14 protein-coding genes and 2 tRNA genes are annotated in these 17,679 nt (G+C 34.1%); 8 read left to right on the plus strand and 8 right to left on the minus strand.

Annotated elements, in window-relative coordinates:
- Positions 1-107 precede the first annotated feature (107 nt).
- Entirely contained in the window at positions 108-1,133 is a 1,026-nt protein-coding gene (gene trpS / locus O3611_RS06200; RefSeq protein WP_371608107.1) for a tryptophan--tRNA ligase, read from the minus strand.
- 206 nt (positions 1,134-1,339) lie between these two features.
- Between trpS and O3611_RS06205 the strand changes: the two genes are divergently transcribed.
- Together O3611_RS06205 and O3611_RS06210 are read left to right on the plus strand one after the other, a co-directional pair.
- Positions 1,340-2,962 carry an ATP-binding cassette domain-containing protein gene (locus tag O3611_RS06205; RefSeq protein ID WP_371608108.1) on the plus strand — a complete coding sequence of 541 codons (1,623 nt, stop codon included), beginning with the start codon at positions 1,340-1,342 and terminating at the stop codon, positions 2,960-2,962.
- Positions 2,963-3,020: 58 nt separating this feature from the next.
- A complete protein-coding gene (locus O3611_RS06210; protein WP_371608109.1) occupies positions 3,021-5,570 on the plus strand; it encodes a YfhO family protein in 2,550 nt (849 codons plus the stop codon).
- A 31-nt stretch (positions 5,571-5,601) separates the two neighbouring features.
- Here O3611_RS06210 and O3611_RS06215 read toward each other — a convergent pair whose 3' ends face one another.
- Positions 5,602-8,265, minus strand: a complete 2,664-nt coding sequence (locus O3611_RS06215; RefSeq protein WP_371608110.1) for a YhgE/Pip family protein — start codon at positions 8,263-8,265, stop codon at positions 5,602-5,604.
- 129 nt (positions 8,266-8,394) lie between these two features.
- On the opposite strand from O3611_RS06215, the gene O3611_RS06220 reads away from it, so the two are divergent.
- Positions 8,395-8,937 carry a TetR/AcrR family transcriptional regulator gene (locus tag O3611_RS06220; protein WP_001158257.1) on the plus strand — a complete coding sequence of 181 codons (543 nt, stop codon included), beginning with the start codon at positions 8,395-8,397 and terminating at the stop codon, positions 8,935-8,937.
- 218 nt (positions 8,938-9,155) lie between these two features.
- Here O3611_RS06220 and O3611_RS06225 read toward each other — a convergent pair.
- The 6 genes from O3611_RS06225 to rlmH form a co-directional block, all read right to left on the minus strand.
- Positions 9,156-9,229: transfer RNA gene (locus O3611_RS06225), tRNA-Asn, on the minus strand.
- A 120-nt stretch (positions 9,230-9,349) separates the two neighbouring features.
- A complete protein-coding gene (gene comE, locus O3611_RS06230; RefSeq protein WP_049530388.1) occupies positions 9,350-10,102 on the minus strand; it encodes a competence system response regulator transcription factor ComE in 753 nt (250 codons plus the stop codon).
- The gene (gene comD, locus O3611_RS06235) at positions 10,099-11,418 is read right to left on the minus strand and encodes a competence system sensor histidine kinase ComD (protein WP_371608111.1); all 1,320 of its coding nucleotides are present in this window, start codon (positions 11,416-11,418) and stop codon (positions 10,099-10,101) included. Before comD ends, comE begins: the two co-directional genes overlap by 4 nt.
- Before the next feature lie 22 nt (positions 11,419-11,440).
- The gene (gene comC, locus O3611_RS06240) at positions 11,441-11,575 is read right to left on the minus strand and encodes a competence-stimulating peptide ComC (protein WP_080936286.1); all 135 of its coding nucleotides are present in this window, start codon (positions 11,573-11,575) and stop codon (positions 11,441-11,443) included.
- Between the two features lie 163 nt (positions 11,576-11,738).
- Positions 11,739-11,812: transfer RNA gene (locus tag O3611_RS06245), tRNA-Arg, on the minus strand.
- Between the two features lie 43 nt (positions 11,813-11,855).
- Entirely contained in the window at positions 11,856-12,335 is a 480-nt protein-coding gene (gene rlmH, locus O3611_RS06250) for a 23S rRNA (pseudouridine(1915)-N(3))-methyltransferase RlmH (protein WP_248035099.1), read from the minus strand.
- Between the two features lie 184 nt (positions 12,336-12,519).
- On the opposite strand from rlmH, the gene O3611_RS06255 reads away from it, so the two are divergent.
- The 5 genes from O3611_RS06255 to O3611_RS06275 all read left to right on the plus strand — a co-directional run bounded on the left by O3611_RS06255 (position 12,520) and on the right by O3611_RS06275 (position 17,651).
- Complete coding sequence (locus O3611_RS06255) at positions 12,520-13,704, plus strand: S1C family serine protease (RefSeq protein ID WP_075228915.1); 1,185 nt, start codon at positions 12,520-12,522, stop codon at positions 13,702-13,704.
- A 56-nt stretch (positions 13,705-13,760) separates the two neighbouring features.
- The gene (locus O3611_RS06260; RefSeq protein ID WP_371608112.1) at positions 13,761-14,519 is read left to right on the plus strand and encodes a ParB/RepB/Spo0J family partition protein; all 759 of its coding nucleotides are present in this window, start codon (positions 13,761-13,763) and stop codon (positions 14,517-14,519) included.
- A 221-nt stretch (positions 14,520-14,740) separates the two neighbouring features.
- Positions 14,741-16,096 carry a chromosomal replication initiator protein DnaA gene (gene dnaA, locus O3611_RS06265; protein ID WP_371608113.1) on the plus strand — a complete coding sequence of 452 codons (1,356 nt, stop codon included), beginning with the start codon at positions 14,741-14,743 and terminating at the stop codon, positions 16,094-16,096.
- Between the two features lie 157 nt (positions 16,097-16,253).
- Positions 16,254-17,390, plus strand: a complete 1,137-nt coding sequence (gene dnaN, locus O3611_RS06270; RefSeq protein ID WP_371608114.1) for a DNA polymerase III subunit beta — start codon at positions 16,254-16,256, stop codon at positions 17,388-17,390.
- 66 nt (positions 17,391-17,456) lie between these two features.
- Complete coding sequence (locus O3611_RS06275) at positions 17,457-17,651, plus strand: DUF951 domain-containing protein (protein WP_049503817.1); 195 nt, start codon at positions 17,457-17,459, stop codon at positions 17,649-17,651.
- The last annotated feature ends 28 nt before the right edge of the window (positions 17,652-17,679 follow it).

Below are 17,679 nucleotides of genomic sequence, written 5' to 3' on the forward strand. Positions count from 1 at the left end.
CATACCATTCTATGAAAATTTGTCAATTATATTGATAATAGATAATGTAAAAAAACTATCCCTTTAACTTTAAAGAAGAGATAGTTTTAGAGTTCGTATTTTATCTATTAATGAAAGTAATTTAGACCCATTGCTGATTTTACTTCTGATAGCGTTTGGCCAGCAACTTCTCGAGCTTTTTCACTACCTTTTTGAAGCATATTATACACTTCACCCATATCTTTGGCATATTCAAGGCGACGTTCACGGATTGGACCAAGTTCACGTTCTAGGATTTCCAGTAGATAACGTTTAGTCTTTACATCACCTAAACCTCCACGTTGATAATGCTCTTTCATGTCAGAAATTTCTTGAGCATCTTCAGGACGTCCGAAAACATCTAAATAATGGAAAACCATATTTCCTTCAATCTTACCTGGATCCTCGACACGAATGTGATCTGGATCTGTATACATACTCATTACTTTCTTACGCAAAGTATCTGCATCATCTGACAAGTATATACCATTATTAAGCGATTTAGACATTTTGGCATTTCCATCAAGACCAGGTAAGCGACCTGCTCCTTCGTTTTCAGGATAAATTCCTTCCGGTTCTACTAAAACATCACAATTATAGGCATGGTTGAATGAACGTACAATCTCACGCGTTTGTTCAATCATCGGTTTTTGGTCTGTACCTACAGGAACATAGTTAGCCTTAAAAGCTGTGATATCTGCTGCTTGAGCAATTGGATAAACTAAAAATCCAGTTGGAATACTTTCTCCAAATCCTTTCTGAGCAATTTCTGTCTTTACAGTAGGATTACGCTCCAGACGAGCCAAAGACACCAGATTCATGTAATACATAGACAACTCTGCCAATTCTGGAATTTGACTTTGAATGAAAATCGTTGATTTATTAGGATCTAATCCCACTGCAAGATAGTCCAAGGCAACATTCCCAATAGACTCTACAATAGTTTGTGGATCTTTTGCATGGTCAGTTAAAGCTTGCTGGTCAGCCAAAAAAACAAACATGTCATATTTATCTTCTTGCTGTAATAAGACACGATTTTTTAAACTACCAACGTAGTGCCCAATATGTAATTTACCCGTTGGACGATCTCCTGTTAAAATAATGGGTTTATTCATCTTATTCTCCTTTGATATGGTCCTTTCAATTATAGCATTTTTTTGATAAAAAGACAGATAAATTTTTTTATCAAATAATTACGATTTTAACTACTCAACTGTAAACTATTTGTAAACATCCTTTACAAATAATTGACAGATAAAAATTTGAATATTTGCTGATTTTCTAGTAGAATTAGAGTATTACATATAATAGGAGAAAAAAATTGCTAACAGTATCTGATGTTTCACTACGTTTTAGTGATCGCAAACTTTTTGATGAGGTCAACATCAAATTTACAGAAGGAAACACCTATGGTTTAATTGGTGCTAACGGTGCAGGTAAATCAACATTTTTAAAAATCTTATCTGGTGATATCGAACCTACAACTGGTCATGTTTCTCTTGGACCTGATGAACGTCTTTCTGTGCTTCGTCAAAATCACTTTGACTATGAGGATGAACGTGTTATTGATGTTGTTATCATGGGTAATGAAAAACTATACAACATCATGAAAGAAAAAGATGCTATCTATATGAAAGCAGACTTTACTGATGAAGATGGAGTTCGTGCAGCTGAGCTTGAAGGAGAATTTGCTGAACTAGGTGGTTGGGAAGCTGAGAGTGAAGCTTCACAACTCTTGCAAAACTTAAATATCCCTGAAGATCTTCATTACCAAAATATGAGTGAACTAGCAAATGGAGATAAAGTGAAAGTTCTCCTTGCTAAAGCCTTGTTTGGTAAACCAGATGTTCTTCTTCTAGACGAGCCAACCAACGGTCTTGATATCCAATCTATTACTTGGTTAGAAGATTTCTTGATTGACTTTGATAACACCGTTATTGTCGTATCCCATGACCGTCACTTCTTAAACAAAGTATGTACTCACATGGCCGACCTTGACTTTGGAAAAATCAAACTCTATGTCGGAAACTACGACTTCTGGAAAGAATCTTCTGAGCTTGCTGCTAAATTGCTAGCAGACCGTAATGCAAAAGCAGAAGAAAAAATTAAGCAACTCCAAGAATTCGTTGCTCGATTCTCTGCTAATGCTTCTAAATCAAGACAAGCAACATCACGTAAGAAAATGCTTGATAAGATTGAGCTTGAAGAAATTGTGCCATCTAGTCGTAAATATCCATTTATCAACTTTAAAGCTGAACGAGAAATCGGTAACGATCTCTTGACAGTAGAAAATCTATCTGTCAAGATTGATGGCGAAACTATTCTTGACAACATCAGCTTTATCTTGCGTCCAGGTGACAAGACAGCTCTTATCGGACAAAACGACATTCAAACAACTGCATTGATTCGTGCGATCATGGGTGATATCGACTATGAAGGAACTGTCAAGTGGGGGGTTACAACTAGTCGCTCTTACTTACCAAAAGACAATTCAGCTGATTTTGCTGGGAGTGAATCTATTCTTGACTGGCTACGTCAATTCGCAAGTAAAGAAGAAGATGATAATACCTTCTTGCGTGGTTTCCTTGGTCGTATGCTCTTCTCTGGAGATGAGGTTAACAAACCTGTAAATGTATTATCAGGGGGAGAAAAAGTGCGCGTGATGCTATCGAAACTCATGCTTTTGAAATCAAATGTTCTTGTACTTGACGATCCTACAAATCACTTAGATTTGGAATCTATTTCAAGCTTGAACGATGGATTGAAAAACTTCAAAGAATCTATCATCTTCGCCAGCCATGACCATGAATTCATTCAAACATTGGCTAACCACATTATTGTCCTATCTAAAAACGGTGTAATCGACCGTATCGATGAAACCTATGATGAATTCTTAGAAAATGCTGAAGTACAAGCAAAAGTTAAAGAACTTTGGAAAGACTAAATACTTTAAAACTCAGTTGGATTAACCAACTGAGTTTTCTATCATTCTATGAGGTAACATGAAAAAATTTTTCAGAAACTATTGGACCTATCTTATTTCTTTCATTATTCCCCTAGTGATTATGTTCGGAGTCTATCTTTCTCAAGGTATCTACTGGAATAGTGATACTTCACCTTTATTAGGGGATGGATTTCATCAATATGTTATTTTTGATCTTAATCTTCGTAATATTTTACACGGAAGTGATAGTCTATTTTATACTTTTACCAGTGGTCTAGGTCTCAATTTTTATGCCTTGTCCAGTTATTATCTTGGTAGTTTTCTATCACCTCTTGTTTATTTTTTTGATTTATCAAGCATGCCAGATGCAGTTTATCTTTCCACCTTGTTAAAATTTGGCTTGATAGGTCTGTCAACCTTTTTTAGCTTGAGTATAATATTCAAAAATTTACCAACACCACTCAGATTATCTTTATCTACCTCTTATGCTTTAATGAGCTTTACAGTTAGTCAAGTAGAGATTAAGACCTGGTTGGATGTTTTTATTTTAATCCCCTTAATTTTAACTGGTTTACATCTACTCATAACGGAAAAAAAACGTATTCTATACTTTACAAGTTTGTCAATCTTATTTATCCAAAACTACTATTTCGGTTATATGACTGCCCTGTTTTTGGTAGTTTGGTATTTTTGCCAACTTTCCTGGGATTTTAAAAGTCGCAAGTATTCTTTCCTTGATTTTTTCCTAACATCCTTACTCGCTGGTTTAACAAGTTTCATCATGACACTCCCAACCTTGTTTGATTTAAGAACTCATGGTGAAAAACTAACCGCTATTACAAAAATAAAAACAGATGCCAGTTGGTATCTAGATCTATTCGCTAAACAATTTATTGGTGCTTTCGATACAACTAAATATGGTTCTATCCCAATGATTTTTGTTGGCCTCCTTCCTTTTATCTTAACAATTGTATTCTTTACATTAAAATCAATTAAGTTTCACGTGAAACTATGCTATGCAACTCTACTCATTATCATCATTGCTAGTTTTTATCTAGAAGCCTTAGATTTATTTTGGCAAGGAATGCACGCGCCAAATATGTTTCTTCATCGCTATGCGTGGATTTTCTCTACTCTTTTGATTTATATATCTGCGGAAGTTTTAAATAGATTTAAGGATATTAAGTTATGGAATATTTTATTCTCAATAACCTTCCTTTTATCTGGTTATCTAGCAACCATTTATTTTAAAAACCATTATTCGTTTTTAACTAACTTAAATATCCTTTTAACAATTGAATTTCTAGTGGTATACTTGCTATTGTTACTGGCATTTATCCGAAAGATGATTTCACCAAAAATCTTTTCAATCCTTATTTTGATCTTTACAATAAGTGAAATTAGTTTTAATGCTTCATCTCAACTAAATGGAATTACGAAAGAATGGGGATTTGCTTCTCGTAGTACCTATGATAAAGATATTCCAAGTATGGAAGCTATTTTGGAGTATACCAAACAGCAACCAGATACATTTACACGAACTGAAAAGTTACAAACTCAAACTGGAAACGATAGCATGAAATTTAACTACAATGGCATCTCACAATTTTCATCTGTTCGTAATCGTTCTGCAAGTACAACGTTAGATAAGTTGGGTTTTAAATCTTCAGGTACCAACCTTAATCTTCGTTATGCAAATAATACTATCATTGCAGATAGTTTATTTGGAATCAGCTACAATATTTCTGAAACCTATCCAGATAAATATGGTTTTCATCCAAGCTATCAAAAAGATAATCTAACCCTTTATAAAAATCAATTCGCTCTCCCAATTGCTTTTGCTACACAGTCTCTTTACAAAGATGTCACTTTTAATGACCATACTCTTGATAATCAAACTCAATTTTTAAATCAAATTGCTGGCTTAAATGAAGAGTACTTTTATCCGATAAATCATCATACAGATTCTGGTGACAACGTGGTCAATCTAAACGGAACTGATACTGAAGATGCAACTATCAGCTACAGCATTGAAGTACCAGATAATAGTCAGGTTTACCTTTCCATGACCAAGCTAAATTTTTCAAATGATAAGAAAAAGCAAGTTGACATCATTGTCAATGGTGAAAAAAAATCCTTTACCACAGATAATGTTTTTACATTTTTTAATCTTGGATATGCAGAACATAAACAAACTTTTGATATCCAGGTTAAGTTCCCAGGAAATGCTCAAGTATCATTTGAATCTCCAACTTTCTATCGCTTAGATACTAAGAAATATACGGAGGCTATACGCAAAATAAAAGAAAATCCAGTAGAAGTGAGCTCTTATAAAAATAAAGTCACTGTAAATTATAAGGTAAAGAATGAGACATCGATCTTTTTCACAATTCCTTACGACCGAGGATGGTCTGCTTACCAAAATGGTAAAAAATTACAAATTCAACAGGCACAAACTGGATTTATGAAAATTGATGTTCCTGAAGGTGAAGGAACTATTACCCTTTCCTTTATTCCAAAAGGATTTGTTGCTGGTGCAAGTTGTTCTCTTATAGCCATTATTGTCTTTATTTTTTATGATATTCAAAGAAAAAAATATTCTAGATAAAAAAAAAATCGACCGAATTGGTCGATTGTTTTTAGTTTTCTTCAGCTTTTTTAGGTTGATAGGCTAGCATTCCTAAAGCAACAAAAATCATTACTGTAAAGATAAGGAAAATAATCTGACTATGAATATTGCCTGTCATAGAAATGGTTTGTCGTAAACCTGAAACTGAATAACTCATAGGTAACCATGGATTAATAGTTTTAAAGAATTGATTCGTCAAAGCTAAAGGATAAGTTCCTGCACTTGATGCTAATTGAAGGAGTAATAAAATTAAAGAGAAGAAGGCGCCTAGGCGAGAATTCCAGGTTGTCAATGCTGTTACCATCGCCATGAAAGCAAGGCTGGTTAAAATGATCAAAGCTAAGGTTTTGAATTCATGTACTGCAGTAAGTCCAATTAAATGTACTCCACCATAAACTAATACTCCTGCCAAACCAGCAATGATACCGTTAATTTCAAAGCGAGACTTAAACCAAGCCCAGCGACTTTCTGGATGGCGCCCAGAAGGCAATTTAGCAAAAATCATATTAGTTGAAATAGCAGCAACAAAAAGAGCAACTGATATCATATACGGAGCCATAGCAATCCCATTAACAGCAACTTGATCCGTATCAGTTTTTGAAAGACTTAAAGGATCAGCCAGTAAGTCTGCATTTGTTGGTTCAGTTGAAGCCTGTTGCAATTGCCCCTCAGCCTCTGTCAAACCTTGATTTAATTGACTTGAACCATCACTTAATTTTCCAAGTCCTGATTGTAAAATTTCAGATCCTTGAGCAAGTTGATCTGCTCCACTAGCTATTTTTTCAGAACCATTAGCTAGTTGATTTGCTCCTGAAACTAGCTGGTCTGATTTATCCGCTAATTGTTGAGAACCCGATTGTAATTGATTAAATCCAGCAGTTAAATCTGATGTTTTATTGTTTACTTGGTTGACACCTGATGCAAGTTTATCAATTCCTGTTGCTAATTCTGGCCCATTCGCTGCTAATTTAGCAGTAGCACCTGTCAATGTAGAAGAATTTTCTGTCAACTGATTAGAGCCTTGTAGCAACTTATTAAAACTTCCTGTCAAGTTCGAATTTTTCGAACTCAACTGACTTGCTCCTAAAGCTACTTGGTCTACAGATTTTGTATAGCTGTCAATACCAGATGCAAGAGCTTGACTAGCTGGCAATAACTGACCATCAATTGCTGTTTGAATCTGTGTTAATCCACTTGACAAACTTGTCAATGTTGAAGAAGCAGTTGGTAATAATTGACTTGAGTGATTCTTTAATTGAGTTAGACTATCTGTTTGAGTAGTTACATTTTCTAAAGAAGATTGTAACGTTTGAACTGTAGTTAAAATTGTTCGTGCTGACTCACCAGTAGAAGATGATTGATTAGAAACCACAGAAGTTATCTCTGTCTGTTGGTCAGGAGTCAAGCTTTGATAAGCACTCGTAGATTGAATAGCTGATAAAGTAGTTTCTTTTTCAGATTGATTTGAAGTAATGATGCTTTGTGCTGAATTTGCAATCGTTGATAGACTACTAGAAAGCTGTTTTGTTACTTGTGTTATCTCTCCACTATCTGATGTTTGAATATTTTGAATAGCTTGATTAAATTGCTCTAAACTAGTTGTTAATTGTTTAATCTGATCTTTTTGTTGGGTTGTCCCATCTAATTGAGTAGAAAGTTCTTGAATACCTTGATTAAGTTGTGTTAGTCCTGTACGTAGAGTCTCTGATTTAGTAGAAATCTGATTTGCACCTGATGATAGACTTTGAACTCCATTTGTATAAGTATCAATACCAAGTGAAAATTGATTTAATCCTGAATTGAGTTGAGAAACACCACCTGTATAGGCTTGTGTGCCTGCATCAAGTTGAGTCAATCCTGATACCAGTGCCGGTGTCTGTGAATTCAGTTGGTTTAATCCATTATCGATTTGTGAAATAGCGCTGGTATATTGATTTAAACCAGTATTAAAATTACCAAGACCAAGATTTAACTGATTTACACCAGCTGTATAGGTTCCTAAACCTGTAGATAATTGATCAGCACCATTAGAAAATGTGAAACTCGATTGAGCTAAGGTTTGAAGATTGGTTGATAAGGTGTGACTCCCATCAGAAAGCTGATTCGAACCATCAGCTAACTGTAAACTTGCATTTGCCGCTTGAGATAAACCAAGTTTTAAATCCCCCATCTTATCAAATAAAGCTTTGGTATAAGATTGAGTAACTTTAGTAGCCACAGTCTGTTTGATTTGTGTCATGGCAGAATCACTCATCTTGCTTGCAATAAAACTATGACCACTTGATGTCTGATAGTCAATCGTCATCTGTTCAGGATGATTTGTAAGGATAGAAGAAGCTTTCTCAGAAAGATTACTTGGCAACGTTACAACCATGTAATAATCTCCATCCCGCAGTCCTCTTTCTCCCTCACCTTCATCTACAAAATGAAAATCCAGGCTATTACTATCTTTTAAATTAGACATCATGTCTTCACCAATAGTGAATTTTTCATCATTATAAGTAGCAGCTTGGTCCTTATTAACAATTGCTACAGGTAACTCCGAAAGTTTACCGTATGGATCCCACATTGATGATAAGAAAATGATATTGTAAAGAGCAGGAATTAAGGAAATTCCTATCATAACAATAATAAATGTCGGTTTTTTAAAGATTGCTTTCCATTCTTTAAACATATTGTCTCCTTTTTTAAACTACTTGTCTAAATTTTTGATATAATAGATTATACATAAAAAAATTAAAAAGACAAGATAAAAAAACTATTTTTTGAACACATTGTCTAAAAATGTTCATCTGGAGGGAACATGCAAGAAAGTAATAAACGATTAAAAACCAAGCGTATTATCGAAAATGCCATGGTAGAATTATTGATGGAACAACCATTCGATCAGATTACAACTGTTAAATTAGCACAAAAAGCTGGAATTAGCCGCTCCAGTTTCTATACTCATTACAAAGATAAATACGATATGATTGAACATTACCAAAGTAAACTATTTCATACCTTCGAATATATCTTTCAAAAACATGCTAATCACAAACGAGATGCTATTCTAGAAGTATTTGAATACTTGGAATCAGAACCGCTTCTAGCAGCTCTTTTATCTGAAAATGGAACCAAGGAAATTCAAAATTTCCTGAGAAATAAGCTTCACATCCTACTGAGCACAGACCTTCAAAAACGTTTTATGCAACTCAAACTAAATGAAGTAGAATTAGAATACAGTAGCGTCTACCTAACAAATGCTCTCTTTGGAGTCTGTCAAACCTGGATTGCCCACGGAAAAAAAGAAAGTCCACAAGAAATCACGGACTTTTTGATGAAAATGTTAGGGGATACAAATTAATAAAAAGCTCTATAATAGTTATAGGAAATCAAACCCCTATGGATATTATGGAGCCTATTTTGTTGTTCTTATTAGGCTAATGCTAATGCAATACAATTTCCTTAGTTTTATTTTCGGACACAAATCATTATCTCTCCGTATGTTAGGTATACCTCCCCTCATTACATCGGACAAAGAATCAAAAAAAGGAACACCAAATTAGTGTTCCTTTCATCTGACTCCGCCAGTAGGACTCGAACCTACGACATCATGATTAACAGTCATGCGCTACTACCAACTGAGCTATGGCGGATTAAATAGTCCGTACGGAATTCGAACCCGTGTTACCGCTATGAAAAGACGATTTCTTAACCAACGGACCCTCTACCTGTAGCAGATATAACCATTATATCAATTTATCAAAAATTGTCAATTACTTTTTTTGGTTTTTAGCCATTAGTTCTCTCAATTTTTTAGTTTTTAGGCGAGAGATAGGACAACGATGATCTTCATAAAATACAACTTCCATTTTTTTACGATCAATTTCTCTCACATTACCGATATTGACTAAAAATGACTTATGAGCTAGATAAAAACGTTGGGTTTCTTTATCCTTTTCTTGAATATCTGTCATTGTTCCATAGAATTCTTTGGCAAAATTCTTACCTACAATTCGTAATTTATGAGAAGTTCCAGTTGTCTCAATGTAGAGAATATCATGATAAGGAATACAAAGATCATTTCCTTTATAACTATAATCAAAATAATCAACGACTGATTGGTTTTCAAGTAAAGTAGTCTTAGTGTAAAGCACACAGTCGGCAACTCTATTTTTAAAAACTTGATCACTGGTTTCTTTATCAATGAAATCCAATGCTGAAACTTTGTATTTATAAGTCAAGGTAGCAAATTCAGATCGACTTGTAATAAAAACAATAATCGCATAAGGATTGCGATGGCGAATAAATTGAGCAACCTCAAATCCTTTTCTCTCAATCCCATTGATATCAATATCTAGAAAATAAAGCTGATTGACTTCATCATGCTCTACATATTCCATAAACTCTCTTACTTTTCCTGTTGTTTTATAGGAGATAGGAATATTTGTTTCCTTAGAAATTTTATTCAGAGTTGTTTCTAACCTTACTTGGTGTTCTATAATATCTTCTAAAATTAATACTTTCATATCAGTTCCCTCTTAAATCTAATTACTTGTTTAAATACATCATTATCAATTTCTGTTTCTAAAATAACATTGTCATATTTTCCTAAAATTTCTTTAACATTATTAAGTCCAAGTCCTCTATGTCTTCCTTTAGTTGAAAATCCTAATTCAAATAAATCTTCGGATTTTACCTTTCTTTTTTTACAAGAGTTTTGGATGACAACTAGGGTTTCAAGATCCAACTTGATAATAGCTACCTCTAGTTGTTTTTGATAGCTTTCAACTGCCCCTTCAACAGCATTATTGAGCAGAACGCTCATCACGCGCACCAAATCTAACAGTTCCATAGACAAAGGAGTAATGATATCTTTTACCTCTAATGTATACTCTACATCATTAGTTTTCGCATTGACAATAGATTGAGCAATCAAACTACGAAGTGCTGAATCCTCAATATTGTTCAAATCGAAATAGGTATACTTGTCTGAACGTAATTTTTGATTTGCTTTGACAAGAACTTCACTGTAAACTCTGTCAATCTCTTGTAAATCTTTACTTTCAATCGCCATTCTTAAGCTGATAAGCATGCCTGTATAATCATGACGAAAACCACGAATCTCATTATATAAGGAAACAATTTCATCCGTGTAAGTTTGTAAATGTTTTTGCTCAAACTTCTTTTGTTCCAATTCAATCTCTTTTTCTATCTGAACTTTATGAGAATTCATGGAGAAAAAAGTCAAAAGTAGGCCAACAAAAACAATGGATGATAAAATACTTCCAAAGCCATTTAAGTGACGAATCGTACTCACAATATCTGAAGTGAAAGAGACAACGTGTAGAAAAACAAATGCAAAGAGCACTTTCTTCAGAAAAGGATATAGATAGTCTTTATCAAAATATTTAAATTCGAGATGGAAATAAGACACAACAACTTTAATAACCAAATAAGTTAAGATCAGGATAAATAGAGAAAAATAATTGTTATACTTCAATGCAAACTCATCTCCTGTAATAGATGATAAGGTTACTGATAAAAAGTTATTAGTACTATTATATAAAAGAGAAAATAATAGACTGATAAAAATTCCCTTAGATTTCTCATACTTCTTAAATCCAACAAAGTAACCAAATAGGAGGAAAGGAAATAAAAATTTAGACAAACTAAAACTATCTAATTTCAAGAAATAGAGAATTACTTCCAATACTAATGGTATTAGAAAGATATAAAGACTAAAAAAATATTGGTCTTTTCTAGTTGCTTTACAAACCCTTTCATGAATTTTACTAATAATAAAAACATAAACAATAGCAATTACTAATCCGAATAAATTCATTATTTCCCACCTTTATTTTTACTTACTTTCTTTTTGGAAAAAGAAAATTATTTATTGTATATGGAGGTCTCCATTCCCCACCTCTGATTTCCTGCAATTCTTTTTCATTCAATTCTTGGAAATCTTTCATTTGAGCAAAATCTGTATTCTTTTTCATAATATAAACTCCTATAATGTTTTTCTTGTAAATTAACTTACAAAAATATTATATAAAATCTACGATACCTATAGAGAATTATTTCTCAAATGCTCAAATTTTATTCTGAAATGTCAAATTTTTACAAAAAAAGCTGGGATTTTTTCCCAGCTTACGATTTAACTGATCCCAGCAGGATTCGAACCTGCGACCGTTCGCTTAGAAGGCGAATGCTCTATCCAGCTGAGCTATGAGACCTTACTAATCTATCTTATCAAAAAAAGCTAGCTTAGTCAATCATCTATTTGTGATAAGGTGAGCCTTGTTGAATCGAAAATGCTCTATAGATTTGTTCTACTAAGACTAATCTCATCAGTTGATGAGGAAGCGTCAATCTACCAAAACTAACAGAGAGATTGGCTCTCTTTTTCACCTCTGGAGATATTCCTAAACTCCCCCCAATGATAAAAGTGATTGTCGAAAATCCATTGATAGAAGCTCTTTCAAGCTGCTTACTGAACTCTTCAGAAGAAAAAGTTGTTCCTTCAATAGCTAAAACAACTACAAAATCACGTTCCCCTACTTTAGCAAGAATGCGGTTCCCTTCCAACTCCAAAATCTTTTGATTTTCAGATTCGCTGGCCCGATCTGGTGTTTTTTCATCAGCCAACTCAATCATTTCTAGATTAGCAAATCGTGAAATTCTCTTGGAGTATTCTGCTATGCCATCTTTGAGATATTTTTCTTTCAGTTTTCCAACTGTTACCACTTTAATTTTCATTCTTCTATTCTAACATATTCACACTCAATTTCACATCTTATTCACAGAGAAGATTTTGAAAAAATTCAATAAATTCACAGGTTCTTGAAAGTTATCCACAAGTTGTGAAAAACTTTCTTTCTTTAAGCTTGGATTAAGCTAGCTATTTTATACTTTCATTGATTAAAAAAACATGGAGGCTTCTATGAAAAACTTACAAACTAGTTCCAAAAAATGGGGACAACTTTTATTAGTCATTCTCATTAGCTTTTTTAGTGGTGTTTTAGGTAGTTTTACGACATTGCAACTAAGTCAAAAACAAAACACTAGTCCAACAAATACCACCACTGTCAGCAAAACAGCTGTAAAAAATGAAAACTCAACTACACAGGCAGTCGATAAAGTTAAAGATGCTGTGGTATCTGTCATTACTTACTCTGCAAACTCCCAAAATAGTTTATTTGGATCTGCAGAAACTGATACAGATACAAATACTGAGCAAGTATCGAGTGAAGGTTCTGGAGTTATTTATAAAAAAGAAGGTAACTTTGCTTACCTCGTAACCAATACTCACGTTATCAGTGGAGCTAAAAAAGTGGATATTCGTTTAGCTGACGGAACCAAAGTTCCAGGTGAAATTGTTGGTTCTGATACTTATTCTGACATTGCAGTTGTAAAAATTGCTGCAGATAAGGTGACTACCGTAGCTGAATTTGGAGATTCTGATCAACTAACAGTCGGAGAGACTGCCATTGCAATCGGAAGTCCTCTAGGCTCTGAGTACGCCAATACCGTTACACAAGGTATCGTGTCAAGTTTGAATAGAAATGTTTCTTTAAAATCTGAAGATGGACAAGCTATCTCTACAAAGGCTATCCAAACAGATACAGCTATCAACCCTGGAAACTCTGGCGGTCCCCTTATCAATATTCAGGGACAAGTAATCGGAATTACATCTAGTAAAATAGCCACAAACGGTGGAACTTCTGTGGAAGGACTTGGATTTGCGATTCCTTCAAACGATGCCATCAATATTATCAATCAATTAGAAAAGAATGGAAAAGTCACTCGACCAGCCTTGGGCATTCAAATGGTCAACCTTTCAAATCTTAGTAGCACTGATTTACAAAGATTGAATGTACCATCAAGTGTCACTGCAGGAGTAGTTGTTCGTTCTGTTATAACTAGTATGCCTGCCAATGGACATCTACAACAATATGACGTCATTACAAAAGTAGATGATAAAGCTATTTCTTCAACTACTGAATTACAAAGTGCTCTATATAGTCATTCTATCGGAGATAGCATGACCATTACATACTACCGTAATGGTAAAGAAGAAACAACTACCATTAAATTAGATAAGAGTACTAGTGATTTGGAACAATAGTTTACAGATATGTAAAGTTGCTTTACAGAATATCTAAGTTATGATAATGTAGAATTATGGAAGAATTTAAAATTGTTCAAATAAAGGATATTCAAAAAAATCCCTATCAACCTCGTAAGGAATTTTCAGAAGGAAAAATACAAGAGTTGGCACAATCCATTAAGGAAAACGGCTTGATTCAGCCAATTATCGTTAGAAAATCTCCAGTACTTGGATATGAAATTCTAGCTGGAGAAAGACGGTATCGTGCTTCAATAGCTGCCGGACTTTCAGAAATTCCAGTAATTATTAAGCAACTTTCTGATCAAGATATGATGCTTCATTCCATCATTGAAAATCTCCAACGCGAAAATTTAAATCCTATCGAAGAAGCTAAAGCATACCAGTCCTTAATCGATAAAGGTTTTACCCACTCAGAAATTGCTGAAAAAATGGGGAAATCTCGACCTTATATTACAAACCTAGTTCGATTGTTAGGGCTACCTAAACATATCCTGACAGAAGTCGAAAGTGGGAAGCTTTCCCAGGCTCATGCTAGACTCCTCATTCAATTATCAAGCGACAGACAAGATACACTCTTGCATCGTATTCAAACAGAAAATCTTTCAGTTAGACAAGTTGAACAAATACTACAAAAAAATAAGAAGAGTAGTAAAAAAGAAAAAGACCACTTTGTCAAAGAGGAAGAGCAAAAATTGAAAAAAATACTCGGATTAGATGTTCAGATTAGCCTTCAAAAAAAAGATAGTGGTAAAATCTCAATTTCCTTCCATAACCAAGAAGAATACCAACAATTTATTAACAGCCTGAAATAAGGCTGTTATTTTATTATTCTTAACTAACATGGTTATCCACCGATTTATCTTTTTAAAAAGCCTTATATTTCAGCTTTCTCCTTAGTTATCCACATCTTGTGGATAAAAACTAAAAACATTGTTAATTGTTTTCCACAAGTTGTGGAAAAATAATCTTATCTATGGTAAAATGATTCTATCAATAAAACTTTAAAATTTTATAGTAAAGGAGGAGAAAATCATTGAAAGAAAAACAATTTTGGAATCGTATTTTAGAACTTGCGCATGATCGGTTGACTCAATCAGTTTATGATTTTTACATCTTAGATGCAACCCTGGTTAAAGTAGAAGATGCCACTGCAACGATTTTCTTACCCCGAGATGAGATGCAGATATTTTGGGAAAGAAATATTAATGGAATCCTTTTAACAGCAGGTTTTGAAATCTATGATACTGAAATAAAGGCGCATTATATCTTTACGAAAGTTGAAGAAGCTGCCTCTCAAGTGGCTATAGAACCTGATTCTATTAGCGATTATCAGACAAGTCCCTCCACTATTCCATATTCTGAAACTGGACTCAAGGAAAAGTATACTTTCGATAATTTTGTCCAAGGAAATGGTAATGTTTGGGCTAAGTCAGCAGCTTTAGCAGTTTCTGAAGATCCTGGACTAACTTATAATCCTCTATTTATCTATGGAGGGCCTGGTCTTGGAAAAACCCACCTACTAAATGCCCTTGGCAATGAAATTCTAAAAAAGAGTCCAAATGCGCGTGTTAAATACATACCTGCTGAAAGCTTCATTAATGAATTTCTAGAGCATTTGAGACTCAATGATATGGAAAAATTCAAAAAAACTTATCGTAGTTTGGATCTCCTACTCATTGATGATATTCAATCTCTTAGTGGAAAGAAAGTACAAACTCAAGAAGAGTTTTTCAATACTTTTAATGCCCTTCACAATAATAATAAACAAATTGTTTTAACAAGCGACCGTAGGCCTGAACATTTAGAAAGTCTACCTGAACGTCTGGTCACGCGCTTCTCGTGGGGATTAACGACAGATATCACACCACCTGATTTTGAAACACGTATTGCTATTTTACAGAGTAAGACTGAACATCTCAATTATCATTTTCAGAATGATACACTCGAATATTTGGCTGGACAATTTGACTCGAACGTGAGAGAGCTAGAGGGTGCACTCAACGACATCAGCTTGATGGCCAAAGTCAAAAAGATTAACAACATCACAGTAGACATCGCTGCTGAGGCTATTCGTGCTCGCAAACAAGACGTTAACAAAATGATTGTGATTCCAATTGATAAAATACAAACAGAAGTGGGAAACTTTTATGGTGTTAGTGTCAAGGAAATGAAGGGAACTAGACGTGTTCAAAATATCGTTTTAGCCCGTCAAGTTGCCATGTACCTAGCCAGAGAAATGACAGATAATAGCCTTCCTAAAATTGGAAAAGAGTTTGGTGGCAAAGACCACACAACGGTCATTCATGCCCATGGAAAAATCAAATCCATGCTTGAAACAGATGATAATTTACGTTTAGAAATCGAAGCAATCAAAAAGAAAATTAAATAACTTGTGGATAACTTTAGAAAAATTTCTTTATTTATCCACACTTTTTAAACAAGGCTCTTTCCTTGAGTTTTCTTGATTAGCATCTGTTTTCCACAGTTTTCACACGCTCTATTATTACTATTATCCTTCTAATAATAAAAAGAATAAAGGAGAATCCATGATTCATTTTTCAATTAATAAAAACTTATTTTTACAAGCCTTAAATACAACAAAGAGAGCTATTAGCTCAAAGAATGCAATTCCTATTTTATCAACTGTAAAAATTGATGTTACCAATGAAGGAATTACCTTGATTGGATCAAATGGTCAAATCTCAATCGAAAATTTCATCTCGCAAAAAAATGAAAATGCAGGTCTCTTGATTAACTCTTTAGGTTCAGTTCTACTGGAAGCTTCTTTCTTTATCAATGTTGTTTCAAGTCTTCCAGATGTAACACTTGATTTTAAAGAGATTGAACAAAAGCAAATTGTCTTAACTAGTGGAAAATCAGAGATTACTCTTAAAGGGAAAGATAGTGAGCAATATCCACGTATCCAAGAAATTTCTGCAAGCAACCCTCTAGTTCTTGAAACAAAACTTCTTAAAAAGATTATCAATGAAACAGCTTTTGCAGCTAGTACCCAAGAAAGCCGTCCTATTTTGACAGGTGTCCACTTTGTTTTAAGCAACCACAAAGAATTAAAAACAGTTGCGACAGATTCTCACCGTCTCAGTCAGAAGAAATTGACACTTGAAAAAAATAGCGATGATTTTGATGTTGTCATCCCAAGTCGTTCGCTACGTGAATTTTCAGCTGTTTTTACGGATGATATCGAAACAGTAGAGATTTTCTTCGCCAATAATCAAATTCTCTTTAGAAGTGAAAATATTAGCTTCTACACACGTCTCTTAGAAGGAAATTATCCAGATACCGATCGATTGATTCCAACAGATTTCAATACAACAGTGACTTTTGATGTTGCTAAACTACGCCAGTCTATGGAACGTGCTCGACTCTTATCAAGTGCGACACAAAATGGTACTGTTAAATTAGAAATCAAAGAAGGAGTTGTAAGTGCTCATGTTCATTCTCCAGAAGTAGGGAAAGTAAACGAAGAAATTGATACTGAAAATGTAAGTGGTGCTGATTTGACGATTAGTTTCAACCCAACTTATTTGATTGAAGCACTAAAAGCTTTGAATAGCGAAAAAGTTACAATCAGCTTTATTTCAGCAGTTCGTCCATTTACTCTAGTTCCAGCTGATACACATGAAGATTTCATGCAGCTCATCACGCCAGTTCGCACAAATTAATGGAAAGAGGTTGAGCCTAGCTCGCCTCTTTTATGATATAATCAAAAATAGAAAAGGAGATTAACTATGTATCAAGTTGGAAATTTTGTTGAAATGAAAAAACCACACGCTTGTACAATCAAATCAACAGGCAAAAAGGCAAATCGCTGGGAAATTACCCGTGTTGGTGCAGATATCAAAATAAAATGTAGCAATTGTGATCATGTGGTCATGATGAGTCGCTATGACTTTGAAAGAAAAATGAGTAAAATCATAGACTAACCCCCCATCATAAGAGAGTTAGCAAGTT

It is taken from the genome of Streptococcus sp. 27098_8_91, from assembly GCF_041432385.1.
Lineage (GTDB): Bacteria > Bacillota > Bacilli > Lactobacillales > Streptococcaceae > Streptococcus.